The organism is Alloalcanivorax gelatiniphagus (assembly GCF_005938655.1).
Classification (GTDB): Bacteria; Pseudomonadota; Gammaproteobacteria; order Pseudomonadales; family Alcanivoracaceae; genus Alloalcanivorax; species Alloalcanivorax gelatiniphagus.
In genome coordinates this window covers 1-18,247 of the sequence record NZ_VCQT01000033.1, presented here as the reverse complement: position 1 = coordinate 18,247, position 18,247 = coordinate 1, and the positions used below count along the sequence as shown (strand labels likewise).

Genomic DNA, 18,247 nt, shown 5'->3' with positions numbered 1-18,247 from the left:
TCCTTTTTCGTTGTTTACGTCCGTGCCTTGCTGGCGCCCGGTACGGTGATGGTGTTGCTGCTCACCGGTGGCCTGGCCCCGGTGGCGGAGGGCGGTGAGCCCGTGGTCAGCTTCAACAGCGCCTTTCTGCGCGGTGACGCCCGCAGCGTGGATGTCTCCCGTTACAGCGATGGTAACCCGGTGCTGGCCGGTGATTACTATCTGGATCTGTACGTTAACGGAAGCTGGAAAGGCCGCAACGAACAGGCCTTCCGCGCCAGATCAACGCGCACACCTGTTTCTCGCTGGACCGCCTTGCCGCCTATGGCGTGGACCTGGCCACCGTGGACGGCGTGGACGACGCCCTGGAAGACGAGTGCCGCTCGTTGCAGGACTGGTTGCCCGGCGCCACCGCGCGCTTCGACAACAGCAACATGCGACTGGATCTGACCATTCCCCAGGCCAACATGCGCCGGCAGGCGCGCGGTTATGTGTCGCCGGCGTTCTGGGACCCGGGCATCAACGCCGGCTTCGTGGGCTACAATTTTAATGCCCTGCACATGGAAAACCACGGCGGCGGTGATCAGGACAGCGCCTATCTGATGATCAACAGTGGCCTCAACCTGGGCCCCTGGCAGGCTCGCCATGACGGCAGCCTGTCCCGGCGCTCCGGGGAGGGCAGTGAGTGGCGCGGCACCGCCACCTATTTGCGCCGGCCATTGCCGTCGGTGCAAGGGATGCTGACCCTGGGCGATGCCTATACCGAAGGCAGCCTGTTTGACTCCATGGGCTTTCGTGGCGCCCGGCTGGCTTCCGACGACCGCATGCTGCCGGATTCCCTGCGCGGCTATGCGCCGGTGGTGCGTGGCGTGGCCCAGAGCAACGCCCTGGTGGAGGTGCGGCAAAACGGACAGGTGATCTATCGCACCACGGTGTCGCCGGGCCCCTTTGTCGTCGATGACCTTTATCCCACCGGTTATGGCGGCGACCTGGACGTGACCGTGCGTGAGGCTGATGGCTCGGAGCAGCGCTTCCGGGTGCCCTTTGCCTCGGTGCCGCAAATGCTGCGGCCCGGCACCAGCCGTTACAGCCTCACCGCCGGCGAAGTGCGGGAGGCGGCATTGGACGATGAGCCCTGGCTGGTGCAGGGCACCTACCAGCGCGGGCTTAGCAACCGCCTTACCGGCTACGCCGGAACCAGCGTCAGTGATGACTACCAGTCCTGGCTGGGCGGCGTGGCCGTGGGCACGCCGGTGGGGGCGTTCTCCGTGGACGTTACCCACGCGCGCAGTGAGTTCAGCCGTTATCAGGACCAGCGCGGGCAAAGCTACCGGCTCGGTTACGCCAAGTTTCTGCCGCAAAGCGGCACCAATATCACGGTGGCCGCGTACCGCTACTCGACCACCGGATTCATGAGCCTGCGCGATGCCATCCAGGCCCGGGATTACCAAGAGCGGGGCCTGGGTTATCAGGCGGTGCTGCGCCAGCGCAGCCAGTTCCAGCTGACCCTGAACCAGAGCCTGGGCGGGCGCCGGGGCTCCCTGTACCTGACCGGTTCGCGGCGCGATTACTGGAGCGGCTGGGGCACCACCCGGCAGATTCAGGTCGGTTACAACAACAGCTACCGGGGGCTCCATTACGGCATTTCCATGCTCCGCACCGAGGACGCCTTCCAGCGCCAGGACAACCGCTACAGCCTCAACTTCTCCGTGCCCCTGGATCGCATCAGCCCCCGGGTCAGTCTGATGGGCAGCGCCACCACCCGTTCCGACGATTATGAAAGCAGCCGCCTGGGTCTCACCGGCAGCGCCGGGGTGGACAACAATCTGGTCTATAACGTGGCCGCCAGCGACCGGGCCGACGGCGGCACCTCCGGAGAACTCGGTGCCCAGTACCTGTCACCCTATACCGCTCTGCGGGCGGGCTACAGCGAGGGCCGGGATTACCGCCAGGCCAGCGTGGGCGCCAGTGGTACGGTGGTGGCCCATTCCGGTGGCGTGACCGTGAGCCCCCAGCGCGGCGACACCATGGTGCTGGTGGAGGCGCCGGAGGCGGTGGGCGCGCGGGTGATGAACATGTCCGGGGCGCGCATCGACCGGAACGGCTACGGGTTGGTGCCCTATGTGTCCCCCTACCGCCTGAACACCGTCACCCTGGACCCCAACGACATGGACGACAGCGTGGAGCTGAAAACCAGCCAGCATCAGGTGGCCCCCTACGCCGGCGCCGTGGCGCGTCTGAAATTCGAAACCGTGAGTGGGCGGGCGTTGCTGATCCGGGCGCGGCGTGACGGCGGCCGGCCGTTGCCGTTCGGGGCCCAGGTCCTGGACCCGGCGGGCCAGCCGGTGGGCCTGGTCGGCCAGGGTGGCGTGGTCTATCTGCGCACGGAAAAAGAGCAGGGCCGGTTGCGCGTTTCCTGGGCCGGCGGGGAGGGCTGTTATATCGACTACCGGCTGCCGCCCCGGTCGCGGGCGGAAGCGGAGCGCCCTTATCTGCATTTGGAGGCACGCTGTGAAGATTGACATGATCGGGCGTATGGCCGGGCTGGCCTTGCTGTGGCTGACGCCGGCGTCGGTTTGGGCGGCCTGCAATGTGTCCTGGGGCGTCAACGCCCAGGATATCCAGATGGTGATGGGGCAGGTGATCGTGCCGCCGGATGCCGCCGTGGGCCAGGTGCTGAAAGAACGGGAATTTCCGATTCGCGCCATCGAAAATGTGGGCGACTGTTTTATCCGGGGCTCCACCATCGGTGAGATGCTGCAGGGTTCCCCCAGCGCCCTGGACAACCGGATTTACACCACCAATGTGGATGGCATCGGCGTGCGCCTGTCCCGGCGCCTGGAGGCCAATAACCAGGTGGTGTACTACCCGCACTCCTTTCAATACAACACCACCAGCTTGCGGCTCAGTGAAGGCTTTTTCCGGGTGGAAGTGATCAAGATCGCGCCGGCCACCGGCTCCGGTTCGCTGGCGGCGGGCCGCTACACCAACTACTACATGGATGGCAGCGGCCCGGGACGGCCCATGCTCACTTCATCGCTGAGTGCCAACGCCATCACCATTATTTCCTCGGCCTGCCAGGTGGACGCCGGATCACGTAACATCGCGGTGAATTTCGGCACCACCTCGGCGGCCTCCTTCAAAGGCCCCGGCAGCACGCTGAATGAGCAGGACTTCGCCATCCAGCTCCATTGCGCGGGGCCCACCATGGGCCAGGATCTGGTGCGCCTCTCGTTTGCCTATACGCCGGATGCCTCCGGTGCCCCCGGGGTGATCCAGGTGGATAACGACGCCGAGGCCGCCACCGGAGTGGGCATCCAGTTGCTTGATCGACGGGACAATGGCGCCATTAACAATGGCGAGACGGTGGACCTGGGTTTCGTGGTGGCCGGCGACCCGAGCCAGGTTCTCAATCTGCCGCTGAAAGCCCGCTATTACCAGACCGGACCCGTGGTGCGCGCGGGCCGCACCCGGGCGCTGGCCACCTTCACCATTGAATACCGCTAGGGGTGGCGGTTGAGGCGAATGCATCCATGCCACAGGAGCACCTGAATAACGGATTGGTACTGGCCGGGGCCCGCGTCGCCATGGTCGCCATGGTATTGCTCGGCGGACGGGCCCAGGCGGAAGCACCGCCCTCGGCGCCAGCCACCGAGCACCGGGTGCTGCCCGGCGAGACCCTGTGGAGCATCGCCGAGCACTATTGGGGAGACAGTGATCTGTGGCGCTACTTGCTGCGGATCAACCCGATCGACGATCCCCGCACGCTGCGGCCGGGCATGGTGCTTAAACTGACCTCGGTGCGCCTGGAGGTGACCCATCTGGAGGGGCGCGCCTGGCGAGAAAACGCGGAGCATGGGCGCCGGCCCCTGGCGGTCGGCGATACCCTCGAAGTGGGGGAGCTGCTGACCACCGGGCCCTTTGCCTTTGTTTCCCTGCGCCTGGGCGACGGCTCGCGCATGGTGCTGCCCTCCAACACCCGCATCCGCCTGAGCACCAATGAGGACACCGGTGGCGTGCTGCTGGAGCTGATGAGCGGCGGCATTGAATCCCGGGTCATGCCTCAGCATGGCGACGGTCACTATCAGATCTCGACCCCGGCCGGGGTGATCGGGGTGCGCGGAACCCATTTCCGGGTGCGCGCCCAGCGCGGCGGCGTGACCACCAGCGTCCTCGACGGTCTGGTGGCTCTATCGGGAGGCAGTGCCGCCGGGCAGCAGGTCGCCGATGGCGAAGGCCTATGGCTGGCCGGCGATGGCCAGGTGGTGCGTACGCCGTTGTTGCCGGCGCCGGTGTTCCAGCCCACCTGGCGGGGCATCGGCGATGAGCTGTTCGCAACGGTGCGGCGGCTGCCCAATGCCCATGGTTATCGGCTGCAGATGTCCCTGGACCAGGACTTCGGTTCGCTGGTCAAGGAACAGGTGTCCGAGGATGGCGAGTTTCATTTGCGCGGCGTCAAGCCCGGTGCTTACTACCTGCGGCTCACCGCCATCGACGGTTACGGCATTGAAGGCCTGCCCGGCAAAACGGTGCTGTTTTTTCGCCGTCCCCCCTGATCGCGAACCGTGCTTGTGGCAGCTGATTGGAATCATTGAGTGGAACCATCTATTGGAACCATCTATTTGGAACCATCTATTGGAACGAGGGGAGGCCGGATTGAGTAGATACGGCGTGCGGCGATCATGACGCCGGACAGCAAGGCGGCGTTGTTCAGACGCCTTTCGCTTGATGGCGCCACGCTGCTGGTGCTGGTCCTGGTTTTCACCGGTTGGTTCGCCTCCCGTGAACTGTCCGCATTCAACGAACCCTTCTACGACCTGCTGATGCGGGTCTCGGAGCGGGCGCCGGCCTCGGACATTCTGATCGTCACCATCGATGACCGCAGCCTGCGGGAGCTGGGCCGCTGGCCCTGGAGTCGGGAGGTGCACGGGCGCCTGCTGGAACGCCTGGGCGATGCCCGCGCGGTACTGCTGGATATTCTGCTGGTGGAGCCCGGCGCGCCGCAGGCGGACAGCCGCCTGGCCCGGGCCATGGCCGACCAGGGGCGGGTGTTCGTGCCGGTGTTCCGGGCATCCATGTCGGCGCCGGGGGAAGCGCCGGAGTTCGTGCAGCCGGTGCCGGTGATCCGCCAGGCGGCCGCCGGCCTGGGCCACATCAACGCGGCGGCGGACACCGACGGCGTGATTCGCCGCGTGGCCCTGCGCGAATGGGATGGCCAGCGCTGGTGGCCGCAGCTGGCCTGGCGGGTCTACGCCGCGCTGCGCGGCGAAGTGCCCACCACCATGCCCGGCGAGTCGATGCCGGCGGGCGGGCACTGGTTCGCCGACCATGTGGTGCGCATTCCTTTCCGGGGGCCGCGCGGGCGTTACCCCGAGGTGCCCTACGTCAGCGTGCTCAACGGCGAAGTGCCGAACGGCTTTTTGAAGAACCGCATCGTGCTGGTGGGGGCCACCGCCCCCGGCCTCGGGGACCGCTACGCGGTGCCGGTTTCCGGGCGCTGGGGCAGCATGGCCGGGGTGGAAATCCAGGCGCACCTGCTGGATGGCCTGCTGAGCGGCTATGTGATCGAGGAAATGTCGGTGCCCTGGCGGGTGCTGCTGTCGCTGTTGCCGGTGCTGCTGCTCGCCGGCATCGTGGTGCTGACCCGCCTGGAGCGGGTGCACGGGCCTTTCCTGGCGATGCTGGTGCTGATACCGACGGTCTCCTGGGCCGGGCTGGAGCTGGGTCTGTGGTGGCCGCCGATGGCGTCGTTGCTGGGCACGGTGCTGCTCTATGTGCTGTGGTCCTGGCGTAGCAGCGCGGTGACGCTGAACTGGTTCAGTCGCCAGATCGACCGGCTCGACCTGGAACCCAACCGGCTGCCGGTGCCACGCCCGCGGGCGCCGGTGCGCTGGGGCAGCCGCACCCACCGGCAAATCGCCCTGCTGGAGGGCGGGCTGAACCGGCTGCGCGCCTCCAGCCGGTTCGTCAACGACCTGCTGGAATCGTTGCCGGTGATCACCCTGCTGGTGGATGACGCCGGCTGGGTGCTGATCGCCAACGGTCGCGCCCGGCAATGGCTGCAACTGCGGGAGCAACCGGAAAAGATACTGCTGAGAGCCGCCCTGCGGGAGCTGTGCGCCCTGGACGGCTGCCCGTCCTGTTTGACCGAGCCGAACCGGGGCACCGACATCAGCCGCTGGGACCAGGAAACCCTGGTGGACCGGGACGGCCGGCATTTCCGCCTGGATGTGGTGCGCTATGCCGCCGAGGCGGCCCGGGTGCACGGCTGGCTGGTGAGTCTGGTGGACATGACCGGCGAGCGCCGCGCCGCCGAACAGCGCGCCCATATGCTGCGTTTTCTATCCCACGACATGAAGGCCCCTCAGGCCAGTGTGATGGCGTTGCTGGACCTGCAGAGCAGTCCGGCGGCGCTGCCGGAAGAGGAATTCCTGGGGCGCCTGCGACGCCAGATGAGTCTGGCCCTGCAAATGACCGAGGATTTCATGCAGCTGGCCAAGGTGGAATTCGGCGCCCTGCGCTTTCAGGAAGTGCTGCCGGCGCACCTGGCTCTGGAGGCCCTGGACCGGGCCTGGCCGCTGGCGCGGAGCAAGTCGATCCGGCTGCAAACCGGGGTGATCGATGATGAAAAGGCGCTGATGTACGGCGACCCGTCCTATCTGGTGCGGGCGCTGTTCAACCTGCTCGAAAACGCCATCAAATACAGCCCGCGCGGGTCGGCGGTGACGGTGTCGGTGTGGTACGAGGCCGGCCGGGTGTTCTGCCGGGTCAGCGACCAGGGGGTGGGCATTCCGTCCCATTGGGTGCCCCGGGTGTTCGAGTTCTACCGGCGCTTTGACAGCGCCAATATGGCCGGTGGCGTGGGGCTGGGACTGGCGTTCGTGAAGACCGTGGTGGACAAGCACCACGGTGTCATCGAGTGTCAGAGCGAGGAGGGCCGGGGCACCACCTTCACCATGCACTTTCCGGCGGTTTAGGGGGCCGGGGCGTCGCCCTCGAAGGGGGCCGGCTCGGCCTCCGGGTCCTGATCAAGCAGGATGCGCACCTTTTGCTCGGCGCGGGTCAGCGCCTGCTGGCATTCGCGGGTCAGCTTGACCCCCTGTTCGAAGGCCGCCAGGGACTCTTCCAGGGTGAGTTCACCCGACTCCATCCGCTCCACCAGGGCTTCCAGGTTGTCCAGGGCTTGTTCCAGTTGTGGGGCTTCGTTGGCCATGGGGCTCTCTCTCGGAACGGGGGCGCCAAGGTACCGCAGCGCCACCGGGGTGGTCAATTCGGGCCATCAGCCCTGGGGGCCCTGCGGGTACTTCTTGGCGCCCAGGCCGTGTTCGTACCAGTCGGCCCGGTCATCCCAGAAAATATGGTCGTTGGGGTCCATTTCCGGAGATTGATCCAGGCCGCCGGCCGGCACCACCGCCAGGCTGCCGTCCTGGCGGGCATGGGGCACCATGCTGCCGCATTCCGTGCAGAACGCGCGGGCGAAGAATTTGGCCCCGGGCAGATCGAAGCGGCGCACCAGCGACTCGCCCTCCAGCCACTCCAGGTGGTCCGGCGGCACCAACAGGTTGGCGGCATGGGCGGTGCCACTGAAGCGGCGGCAGCGGGAGCAGTGGCATAGATGGAATTGATGAAAGGGGCCGCGAATCTGGTAGCGCACCTTGCCGCACAGGCAGCCGCCTTGGTAGGTACTCATGGGCAAATTCCTCATTCCAAATGGGTCTAACCACGGCCTTCCGCCGCGAACAGGGGCCACCTATAGTGAAATGCCCGCCGGGTCGTCGCAAGCGGCTTCTTCCTCTGATCTCCTTATATCTATGGCGTTTCGCTTGCGGTACCGGCGGGGTTCATTGCCCCCACCCTCCCTGCTGTATACTCCGCGCCCATGAAACTGATCCTCGCCCCCATGGAGGGCTTGGCGGACTATTGGGTTCGCCAGGTGCTCACCGCCTGCGCCGCCTACGACTGGTGCGTCAGCGAGTTCGTGCGCGTCAACGGCGAGCTGCTGCCGCCCCGGGTGCTGCACCGCTGGTGCCCGGAACTGGGCCACGGCGCCCGCACCCTGGCGGGCACCCCGGTGCACCTGCAGTTGCTGGGCTCGGACCCGGCCTGCATGGCGGACAACGCGGCCCTGGCGGTGGAGCTGGGAGCACCGGCCATCGACCTGAACTTCGGCTGCCCGGCGAAAACCGTGAACCGCCATCGCGGTGGCGCGGTGCTGCTGGACGAACCGGAGCTGGTGCACGCGGTCACCGCCGCCGTGCGCCGGGCGGTGCCGGCCACGGTGCCGGTGTCGGTGAAGATGCGACTCGGCAACGACGACGACCAGCGGGCCCTGGACAACGCCCGGGGCGTGCAGAGTGCCGGCGCCGCCTGGCTCACCGTGCACGGGCGCACCAAGCGCCAGGGCTATCGGCCGCCGGCCTACTGGGATCGCATCGGTGATATTCGGGAAGCGGTCACCGTGCCGGTAATCGCCAATGGCGAAATCTGGACCCTGGAGGACGCCCGCCGCTGCCAGCGCGAAAGCGGCTGCCAGGACCTGATGCTGGGGCGCGGCGCGGTTGCCAACCCGCTGCTATGCCGGGAGCTGCGTGACCAGCACGGGCAGGCCGGCGCGCCGGCCACCTGGGACCAGGTGCTGGCGGTGCTGTGTCGCTTCGCCGACAGCATTGTCGGCACCGGTACCGACGCCCAGCTGTGCGGCCGGGTGAAACAGTGGCTGAGCTACTCCCGGCGCCGCTGGCCCGAGGCCGGGCCGCTGCTGGAATCGGTAAAACGGGAAACCCTTATCGAACCCCTGGCCGAGGCACTTCATCAGGCCGCCACCCGGCTGCCCTCCCGACCCGCCGCCCGACCCGTCACCGGATCCCCCGCCTGAGCCGCTTCGGGCCCTTCGACTAAAGTCATACTGTGGGCAACCACCCCTTTGTTTAGTCTCTGCTGCAAGACTCGCAAGAGTTTTCCAGTGAGTACGCAGAGGGGTAGACCAATGAGAGAAGAAAATGCCCGCGCCTACTGGGCCGCCAACGTAAAGCTGATTCTGAGTTATCTGGTCGTCTGGTTCGTCGTGTCCTATGGCTGCGGCATCCTGCTGGCGGATGCGCTCAACAACATTCAGTTCTTCGGTTTCAAGCTCGGCTTCTGGTTCGCGCAACAAGGTTCGATCTATGTGTTCCTGGTGCTGATCGTCATGTACGCGCGCTCCATGAACAAGCTGGATCGCAAATTCGACGTCCACGAAGAGTAATAACAAAGAGGACTGAAAGATGGATGTTCAATTTCTCACCTATCTATTTGTGGGCGGATCGTTCGCGCTGTACATCGGCATAGCGATCTGGTCACGGGCGGGTTCCACCAAAGAGTTCTATGTGGCCGGGGGCGGGGTATCGCCGCTGGCCAACGGGGCGGCCACCGCGGCGGACTGGATGTCGGCGGCCTCCTTCATCTCCATGGCCGGCATCATCGCCTTCGCCGGCTACGACGCCTCGGTGTACCTGATGGGGTGGACCGGCGGCTATGTGTTGCTGGCCATGTTGCTGGCCCCCTACCTGCGAAAGTTTGGCAAGTTCACGGTGCCCGACTTTATCGGTGACCGCTATTACTCGAACGTGGCCCGCACCGTGGCGGTGATCTGCGTGATCTTCGTGTCGTTCACCTATGTGGCCGGGCAGATGCGCGGCGTCGGCATTGTGTTCGCCCGCTTCCTGGAAGTGGATGTGAACACCGGCGTGGTGATCGGCATGGCCATCGTGTTCTTCTATGCCGTTCTCGGCGGCATGAAAGGCATCACCTACACCCAGGTGGCCCAGTACTGCGTACTGATTTTCGCCTTCCTGGTGCCGGCGGTGTTCCTGTCCATCATGATGACCGGCCATGTGCTGCCGCAGACCGGCTTCGGCGCCACCGTGCTCGACGCCGCCGGCAACGACACCGGCGTGTACCTGCTGGACCGCCTCGACCAGATTGTTCAGGACCTGGGCTTCGGCGCCTATACCGACGGCTCCAAGAGCACCATCGACGTGTTCTTTATCACCGCCGCCCTGATGTGTGGCACCGCCGGTCTGCCCCATGTGATCGTGCGCTTCTTTACCGTGCCCACGGTGCGCGACGCGCGCATCAGCGCCGGCTGGGCGCTGTTCTTTATCGCCCTGCTGTACACCACCGCACCGGCGGTGGGTGCCTTCGCCCGTACCAACCTGATCGAAACCGTCAACAACGCCGAATACCAGCAACTGCCGGACTGGTTCTACAACTGGGAAAACTCCGGTCTGATCGGCTGGCTGGACAAGAACAACGACGGCCGCGTGCAGATGGCCGCCGGCGACCCCTTCAAGGGCGCACCGACCTTCGCCGGCAGCCGTGAGGAAGCCACCGGGCCGGTGGGCCAGCGGGTGATTACCAATACGCCCACGGACAACGGTTCCGAAATCTATGTGGACCGGGACATCATGGTGCTGGCCAATCCGGAGATCGGTAATCTGCCGGCCTGGGTGATCGCCCTGGTGGCCGCCGGTGGCGTGGCCGCGGCGCTGTCCACGGCGGCGGGCCTGTTGCTGGTGATCTCCTCGGCGGTGTCCCACGACCTGCTCAAGAAGACCCTCAAGCCGAATATCAGCGAGAAGCAGGAACTGCTGGCCGCGCGGCTGGCGGCGGTGGTGGCGATCATCATCGCCGGTTACTTCGGCATCAATCCACCGGGCTTCGTGGCGCAGGTGGTCGCCTTCGCGTTCGGCCTGGCGGCGGCCAGCTTCTTCCCGGTGATTCTCATGGGCATCTTCTACAAGCGCATGAACAAGGAAGGGGCGATTGCCGGCATGGCCGTGGGCCTGGCGTTCACGTTCTGCTACATCGTCTACTTCAAGTTCGTGGCCCCGGAGATGAACACCGCCGCCCACTGGCTGTTCGGCGTATCGCCGGAGGGCATCGGTACCGTGGGTATGATCCTCAACTTTATCGTTGCCCTGGTGGTGTCCCGCGTCACCGCGCCGCCGCCGGAGCACATCCAGCATATCGTCGAGGACATCCGTGTACCGCGCGGCTCCGGTGCGGCCCACGCCCACTGACGCCCGGTCACGGAAAACGGAGTAAAGTAATTATCGGGGTGGCGCGCGGCGCCGCCCCGATTGCCGTTGTAATACCCGGTGCATCGCCATGATCGACCTGGATTTCGAACAACTGCCTTTCTCATTGCTGGACGAGCCCCATCGGGAGCGGCTCAAGGCGGCCATGGAAATGGCGTTCTTCGAAGCCGGCAAGGTGCTGCTGGAAGCCCGCCGGCCCTCGGATTACGTCTATGTGGTGCACAAGGGCGCGGTACTGGAACTGGACCCGACCCTGCCGGCGGACGCCGGGCGCCTGGGCGTGTACACCGCCGGTGATGTGTTCGGCGCGCTGAGCGTGCTCAATGGCCGCAGCCGCTACCGCTTCATTACCGAGGAAGAAACCCTCTGTTATCTGATTCCCGCCGCGCTGTTCAAAACCCTCTGTGAGGAGCAGCCGGCATTCGCCGACCACTTTCGCCAACGTCTGGCCGGCAAGAACCGGCTGCTGGCGGAACGCCGGGAAGGCGGCGTCACCATGGCCGGCTTCATGCTCGCCAGGGTGCACCAGTGCATGCGTGAGCCGCTGGTGCTGCCCACCGGCGGCACCGTGCAGCAGGCGGTGGCGGCGCTCAACCAACGGCAGGCGGACAGCCTGCTGGTGGAGCGCGACGGCCGGGTCGGCGTGATCACCAAGACCGACCTGCTGCGGGGGCTAGTGGACGAGGGGCTGACACCGGCGTCGCCGGCCCTGTCCCTGGCCACCTTCCGGCTGGTGAAGGTGCCGCCGGATGAGTACCTGTTCGCCGCCCTGGTCAGCATGACCCGCCATGAAGTGGAGCGGGTGGTGGTGATGGAAGGGCGCAAGCCGGTGGGGGTGGTGGAACTTACCGATGTGCTCAGCTTTTTCTCCAGCCGCTCCTATGTGGTCGGCCTGGAAGTGGAGCGCGCCGACAATCTGGAAGCGCTGTCCCTGGCCAGCGCCCGCCTGCCGGAGTTGATCCGGGCGCTGATGGCCCAGGGGGTGAAAATGCGCTTCGCCATGGACCTGCTGGCGGCGCTGAACGGCCGCATCATCAGCAAGGCGTTTCAGTTCGTGGTGCCGGAGGCCAGCCAGGACCATGGCTGTCTGCTGGTGCTGGGCAGCGAGGGCCGTGGCGAGCAGATCCTGAAGACCGACCAGGACAATGCCCTGATTCTCGACGACGCCGCCCACTGGCCGGACCGTGACGAGCACATGCGCCGCTTCACCGAGACCCTGCTGACCCTGGGCTATCCACGCTGCCCGGGCAATATCATGGTGTCCAACCCGGAGTGGGTGGGGTCGGTGTCCGACTGGCGCGCCAAGGTGTCGCGCTGGGCCGGGCAGGGCGACGACGCGGCGATGATGAACCTGGCCATTCTGATCGACGCGCACCCGGTGGCCGGCCGCACCGAGCTGGTGGATACGTTGCGGGAAACGCTGTTCCAGCGCTGCAGCGGCGACCAGATTCTGCTGTCCCGGTTCGCCCGCCCGTCCTTGAAGTTCTCCACACCCCTGAACTGGTTCGGCGCCCTGAAAAAGCCCGACCAGGGCATCGATATCAAGAAGGGCGGATTGTTCCCGGTGGTGCATGGGGTGCGCGCCATGAGCCTGGAACAGCGCATCACCGAGACCGGTACCCTGGCGCGGCTGGAAAAGCTGGTGGACGCCGGGCAGCTGGACGCCGGGTTCGCCGAGGAGCTGGGCGAGGCCATGGCGCTGTTCGCGGAACTGCGCCTGCGCCAGCAACTGGCCCGCCTGGAAGGCGAGGGCCAGGATCGGGAGCACCCGCCGGGCAATCAACTGCTGGTGGAACGCCTGTCCGCCCTGGAGCGGGATCTGCTGCGCGACTCACTGCAGGTGGTCAATGAATTCAAGAAACGCCTGTCCCGGCGTTTCCATCTCGAATACTGAGGCATAGGGAGTATTGCCGTGCTGAAAAGACTGGTTCAGAAACGCCGCCATGGTAACGGCCCCTACGGGCATTTGTTCCAGGCGCCGGACGGCCATGAGTTGATGGCGCTGGATTGCGAAACCACCGGTCTGGACCCGCGCCGGGCGGAGCTGGTCTCGGTGGCGGCGGTGCCGATTCGCGGTGGCCGGGTGTGCGCCGGCGCCGCCCTGGAATTGCATCTGGCGGCGCCGGCCAGCCTGGACGGCGAATCGATCTGTATTCACCGCCTGCGCGGCGTGGATCTGGCCCAGGGGATACAGGTCCGCGAGGCGCTGGAAAAGCTGCTGGCGTTTATCGGCAACCGGCCGTTGGTGGGCTGGTGCGTGGACTTCGACCTGGCGGTGATCAATCGTTATCTGCGACCGGCGCTGGGCTTTGAACTGCCCAATCCGGTGGTGGAACTGTCCGCGTTGTTCCGCAAGCGCGAGCACTACCGCAGCCCGAATGGTCTGCCGGACCTGCGCTTCGAACAGGTGGCCGGCAAACTCGGGGTGCCGGTGATCGGCCGCCACACCGCCCGGGGGGACGCCACCACGGCGGCGCTGATGTACCTGAAACTGAATCCCATGGCCGCCACCGGCCAAGGAGACCTCTGATGGCATATCTGCAAAGTGTTCTGTTGCTGCTGGGCCTGGCGCTGGTGCTGTTCGCCTATGGCCACTACATTCATCGCACCGGCGACTGGGGCGGCGTGCTGCGATTCTGGACCCGGGGCATGACGCTCTCGGTGGTGGAGTTCAAGATACAGCGGGCCGGTTTGTTGGTGCTGATCCTGGCGGTGGTGGTACGGTTCTGTCAGGTTCTGTTTCAGTGGTGACACCTTGTTGAGTCTATGGCAGCTGGGCCTGCTGGCCCTGTTGTATGTAATGGTGCTGTTCATCATCGCCTGGTGGGGCGATCGCGCCGAGCGCCGTGGCCTGCGCGTGGTCAACAATGCCTGGACTTACAGCCTTGGGCTGGGTGTGTACTGCACCTCCTGGACCTTCTACGGCGCGGTGGGGGAGGCGGCGCACAGTGGCTGGACCTACCTGCCCATCTATCTGGGGCCGATCCTCACCATGCTGTTGGGCGGTGAGCTGATCTACAAGCTGGTGTCGGTGGGCAAGCAGCACCACATCACTTCCATCGCCGACTTTCTGGCGGCGCGCTACGGCAAATCCCGGCAGCTGGCGGTGCTGGTCACGGTGGTGGCGATTGTCGGCGTGTTGCCCTACATCGCCTTGCAGCTGAAGGCGGTGACCCTGTCCTTCGAGCATGTGGTGGGCGCCAGCGCCACGCCGCCCCTGGATATCGCCCTGGCGGTGTCGGCGCTGATGGCGGTGTTCACCCTGCTGTTCGGCACCCGCCATATCGACGCCACCGAACACCAGTCCGGCCTGATGCTGGCGGTCAGCTTCGAGTCCTTTATCAAGCTGGTGGCGTTCGTGATCATCGGCCTGTTCTGTCTGTTCGTGGTGTTCAACGGGCCCCTGGATCTGTGGCGCAACATGATGGCGTCGCCGCGCATTCGCGGCACCTTCGAACCGGCGTTGTTCTCGCAGAACTTCGTCACCGCCCTGTTGCTGTCGATGCTGGCGATTCTCTGCCTGCCGCGCCAGTTCCATGCCGGGGTGGTGGAAAACAACGACCTGCAACATCTGCGCAAGGCGCGCTGGCTGATGCCGCTGTACCTGGCCCTGTTCGCCCTGTTCGTGATTCCCATCGTGGCCGCCGGCCTGCTTACCCAGAACCCGTCCGCGCAGGCCGATATGTACATGCTGTCGCTGCCCATGGCGACCGGCAACAACGGCATGATGCTGCTGGCGTTCATCGGCGGCATCGCCGCCGCCACCGGCATGGTGATCATGTCCACCATGGCCCTGGCGATCATGCTCACCAACGAGGTGCTGATGCCGGCCTGGGTGCAGTACCGCATCCAGGGCGACGAGGAACTGTCCGACCTGAGCAACCAGGTGCGCCTGCTGCGGCGGCTGAGCATCGTGGTGCTGCTGGCGCTGGCGTTCCTGTTCCATCTTCTGATCGACCGCTTCGAGGGGCTGGCCCGTATCGGCCTGCTGTCGTTCGCGGCGGTGGCGCAGCTGGCGCCGGCGCTGCTCGGTGGTTTGTACTGGCGGCGCGGCCACCAGAGCGGTGCCTTCGTCGGGCTGATCCTCGGCTTCCTGGTGTGGTTTTACTGTTTGCTGCTGCCGTTGGTGCTGCCCATGGACTGGGTCGGCTACCTGAACCTTCACGGCCTGCTCGGCCTGGGCGTACTGCGCCCCAACGCCTTGTTCGGTATCGAGGGCTTGGAGCCCCTGACCCATGGGGTGTTCTGGAGCCTGAGCCTGAACCTGCTGGCCTATATTTATTTTTCCCGACGGGCCACCCATAGCCCGCTGGAAGAAACCCAGGCCACCCGCTTCGTGGACACGCCCACGGATTGGTGGCGCGAGGGCATGGGCCATCCGCTGATCACCACCGGGGAACTGCTGCAGGTGTGCGAGCGCGGTCTGGGCCACCCCCGGGCCCGGCCGTTGTTTTTCGACTATCTGCACCGCCGGCAGATTTCCGAGGACCCGTCGTTGCCGGCGCCGCTGCATCTGGTGCGCTACGTGGAGCGGCTGCTGGCCGGTGCCATGGGCGCGTCCACCGCGCGCATCGTGATGGGGTCGCTGCTCAGCAAGCAGAGTGTGCGCCGTGATGACATGGTGCGCATCATGGACGAGGCGTCGCAGCTGATTCAGTTCAACCATCAGCTTCTGCGCACCACCATCGAGACCATCAGCCAGGGCATCTGCGTGGTGGACCGGGACCTGAACATCGTGGCCTGGAACCAGGCCTACGTGAATCTGTTCGGCTACCCGGAAGGCTTTATCCGCCTGGGCCGTCCCATCGAGGAGGTGTACTGGCACAACGCGGAGCGCGGTTTCTACGCCGGCGACGATCTGGAACAGGACGTGCTCAAGCGGGTGCAGCTATTGCGCGAGGGCAGCGCCCACAGCTTCGAGCGGGAGCTGCCCAATGGCGTGATCGTGGAAGTGCGCGGCAACCCCATGGAAGGCGGTGGTTTCGTCAGCACCTATATGGACATCACCGAGCGCAAGCGTGACGAGATCGCCCTGCGGCAGATCAACGAGAACCTGGAACAAATGGTGTCGGAGCGCACCCGCCGGTTGTCCGAGGTGAACAGCCAGCTGGAGCAGGCCAATGAGGGCAAGACCCGTTTCCTGGCCGCCGCCGGCCACGACCTGATGCAGCCGCTCAACGCCGCCCAGCTGTTCGCCTCGTCCCTGTCCCAGCGCCTCGGCCAGCGCGGCGAACAGTTCGGCGACGAGCGCCAGGTGCTGGGGCACATCGACAGCTCCCTGCGGGCCGCCGAGCAGATTATCTCGGCGCTGCTGGAAATCAGCCGGTTGGACACAGGCACCATGCAGGCGCACCCGTCGGTGGTGGCGGTGCGGCCGTTGATGGAGCAGCTCGGCGAGGAGTTCAGCGTGCTGGCCCGGGCCGAGGGCCTGGACCTGCACACCGTGTTCAGCGATCTGCGGGTGCGCACCGACGAGGCGCTGCTGCGAAGGGTGCTGCAAAACCTGCTGTCCAACGCGGTCCGCTATACCGAGCGCGGGCGGGTGCTGTTCGGCTGCCGCCGGCGCGGCGACACCCTGCGCATCGAGATCTGGGACACCGGCCCGGGCATTCCCGAGGATCAGCACACCAAGGTGTTCCATGAATTCATGCGGCTGCCCCAGCAGGGCCGCCGGCAGGTCAAGGGCCTGGGCCTGGGGCTGGCCATCGCCGACCGCATCTGCCGGCTGCTGGGGCACCGCATCACGGTGGATTCCTGGCCGGGCCGGGGCACGGTGTTCTCCGTGTATGTGCCGCTGGCCGCCGCCGACTCCGCCCAGCCGCCGGCCCCGGCGCCGGTACCGGCGCCGCTGGCGGACCGGCGCGATCTGGCCGGCACCCGGGTGTTCTGCGTGGACAATGATCCCGGCCTGCTGGCCAGCCTGGAGGCGCTGCTGCGGGCGCTGGGCTGTGACCCGATCACCGCCCGCTCCCGGGAGGAGGCCCTGCGCAAGGCCGCCGACGCACCGGAGCCGGACCTGTTGCTGGTGGACTATCAACTGGACGACGGGGAAAACGGCTTTCATGTCATCGATGCCCTGGACGGCCATTGGGAGGAGGTGGTGCCGGCGGTGCTGATCACCGCCGACCGCCGGGCGGACATCCGCGCCGAGGCGGAGGAGCGAGGTATCGGCTTTCTGCAGAAGCCGGTCAGCGAAGGGGCCATTCTCGACGTGCTGCGCGGGCTCTAGCCGGCCTATTCCAGGCCCGGCGGTTCGATGGCCAGGTCCTTCAACGCCAGCACCGCCTGGGTGCGGTTGCGTACCCCCAGCTTGCGGAAGATGGCGGTCATATGGGCCTTGACGGTGGCTTCCGAGACGTCCAGTTCGTAGGCGATCACCTTGTTCTGCATGCCTTCCATCAGCATGCCCATGACCCGGAACTGTTGCGGCGTGAGCTGGGTGATGCGCTCGCGCATGCCGGCGAACTCTCCCGGGTCCGGCGGCGCATGGCGGCGGGCGTACTCGGGCACCCAGCGTTCACCGTCCATGATCCGCGACAGCGCCCGGGTCATGGCCTCCACCGAGGCGGATTTGGGGATAAAGCCATCGGCGCCGAACTGCAGGGAGCGCTGCACCACTTCCACCGCCTCGTTGGCGGAGATCACCACCACCGGCACCTTGCGGTACAGTTCGCGCAGATAGATCAGCCCGGAAAAGCCATGGGTACCGGGCATGTGCAGGTCCAGCAGAATCAGGTCAAAGGGGACCTGATCCTCGCCCAGTTTCTCCAGGGAGGCCAACGAGTCCGCCTCGACGATCTCGGCCCGTTGGAAGCTCACGTCCACGGCCTGGCGCAAGGCGGCGCGAAAAAGAGGATGGTCGTCGGCGATCAGTATTTTCATTATTAGGGCCTGTGACTCGTTATCCCGGCAGTATACACGGCAATAATCCGGCTGCCGTGCCCTGGCGCCCATCGGCGGCGAAACAGTCGTCCCCAAAAAAGAGAAGGCGCCCCGGTCAGGGGGCGCCTTGGAAACTCTCCTGAGCCGTAATACCGGCGGAGCAAGGCAAAGTCTGGCGGATACACGGCGGTTTCCCCGGCCACCGTGGAGGTGCGGTTATTATCCGGGGCCGGGGCGGAGAGGGAATTAGACCTTGGTCGAGAATCGGGGGAGGCCGGGCAGGGGGCATAAAAAAAGGTTCATCGCGG

Annotated in this window: 14 protein-coding genes and 1 pseudogene; 12 read left to right on the top strand and 3 right to left on the bottom strand. The window is 65.9% G+C overall.

Annotated elements, in window-relative coordinates:
- Positions 1-48: 48 nt before the first annotated feature.
- The 5 genes and pseudogenes from FGS76_RS19675 to FGS76_RS10360 form a co-directional block, all read left to right on the top strand.
- Positions 49-473, top strand: a pseudogene (locus FGS76_RS19675) (FimD/PapC N-terminal domain-containing protein); the annotation flags it as partial.
- Positions 447-2,501: a fimbria/pilus outer membrane usher protein gene (locus tag FGS76_RS10375; protein WP_338081331.1), complete on the top strand. Its 2,055-nt coding sequence runs from the start codon at positions 447-449 to the stop codon at positions 2,499-2,501. The pseudogene FGS76_RS19675 and the gene FGS76_RS10375, both read left to right, overlap by 27 nt.
- A gap of 1 nt (position 2,502) precedes the next feature.
- Entirely contained in the window at positions 2,503-3,486 is a 984-nt protein-coding gene (locus FGS76_RS10370; RefSeq protein WP_138772570.1) for a fimbrial protein, read from the top strand.
- Between the two features lie 26 nt (positions 3,487-3,512).
- A complete protein-coding gene (locus FGS76_RS10365) occupies positions 3,513-4,535 on the top strand; it encodes a FecR domain-containing protein (RefSeq protein ID WP_138772569.1) in 1,023 nt (340 codons plus the stop codon).
- A gap of 126 nt (positions 4,536-4,661) precedes the next feature.
- Positions 4,662-6,956, top strand: a complete 2,295-nt coding sequence (locus FGS76_RS10360; protein ID WP_138772568.1) for a CHASE2 domain-containing protein — start codon at positions 4,662-4,664, stop codon at positions 6,954-6,956.
- Here FGS76_RS10360 and FGS76_RS10355 read toward each other — a convergent pair.
- The gene (locus tag FGS76_RS10355) at positions 6,953-7,192 is read right to left on the bottom strand and encodes an exodeoxyribonuclease VII small subunit (protein WP_138772567.1); all 240 of its coding nucleotides are present in this window, start codon (positions 7,190-7,192) and stop codon (positions 6,953-6,955) included. The genes FGS76_RS10360 and FGS76_RS10355 overlap by 4 nt on opposite strands.
- Positions 7,193-7,258: 66 nt before the next feature.
- Positions 7,259-7,669 (bottom strand): GFA family protein, encoded by a 411-nt coding sequence (locus FGS76_RS10350; protein WP_138772566.1) that lies wholly within the window; start codon positions 7,667-7,669, stop codon positions 7,259-7,261.
- Between the two features lie 189 nt (positions 7,670-7,858).
- Here FGS76_RS10350 and FGS76_RS10345 point away from each other — a divergent pair, with 189 nt between their 5' ends.
- From FGS76_RS10345 to FGS76_RS10315, 7 genes are all read left to right on the top strand, one after another.
- A complete protein-coding gene (locus tag FGS76_RS10345) occupies positions 7,859-8,854 on the top strand; it encodes a tRNA dihydrouridine synthase (RefSeq protein ID WP_240692502.1) in 996 nt (331 codons plus the stop codon).
- A 111-nt stretch (positions 8,855-8,965) separates the two neighbouring features.
- The gene (locus FGS76_RS10340) at positions 8,966-9,223 is read left to right on the top strand and encodes a DUF4212 domain-containing protein (protein WP_138772565.1); all 258 of its coding nucleotides are present in this window, start codon (positions 8,966-8,968) and stop codon (positions 9,221-9,223) included.
- Between the two features lie 19 nt (positions 9,224-9,242).
- Positions 9,243-11,039, top strand: a complete 1,797-nt coding sequence (locus FGS76_RS10335) for a sodium:solute symporter family protein (RefSeq protein WP_138772564.1) — start codon at positions 9,243-9,245, stop codon at positions 11,037-11,039.
- Between the two features lie 88 nt (positions 11,040-11,127).
- Positions 11,128-12,951 carry a DUF294 nucleotidyltransferase-like domain-containing protein gene (locus tag FGS76_RS10330; protein ID WP_138772563.1) on the top strand — a complete coding sequence of 608 codons (1,824 nt, stop codon included), beginning with the start codon at positions 11,128-11,130 and terminating at the stop codon, positions 12,949-12,951.
- Between the two features lie 18 nt (positions 12,952-12,969).
- A complete protein-coding gene (locus tag FGS76_RS10325; RefSeq protein WP_338081329.1) occupies positions 12,970-13,587 on the top strand; it encodes a 3'-5' exonuclease in 618 nt (205 codons plus the stop codon).
- Positions 13,587-13,808 carry a hypothetical protein gene (locus tag FGS76_RS10320; protein WP_138772561.1) on the top strand — a complete coding sequence of 74 codons (222 nt, stop codon included), beginning with the start codon at positions 13,587-13,589 and terminating at the stop codon, positions 13,806-13,808. The genes FGS76_RS10325 and FGS76_RS10320 overlap by 1 nt, the downstream gene beginning before the upstream one ends.
- A 7-nt stretch (positions 13,809-13,815) precedes the next feature.
- Positions 13,816-17,286 (top strand): hybrid sensor histidine kinase/response regulator, encoded by a 3,471-nt coding sequence (locus FGS76_RS10315; protein ID WP_240692501.1) that lies wholly within the window; start codon positions 13,816-13,818, stop codon positions 17,284-17,286.
- A gap of 5 nt (positions 17,287-17,291) precedes the next feature.
- Here the strand turns inward: FGS76_RS10315 and FGS76_RS10310 are convergent, their stop codons facing one another.
- Positions 17,292-17,942, bottom strand: coding sequence for a response regulator (locus FGS76_RS10310; RefSeq protein WP_205717243.1), 651 nt, complete (start codon positions 17,940-17,942; stop codon positions 17,292-17,294).
- Positions 17,943-18,247: the final 305 nt, after the last annotated feature.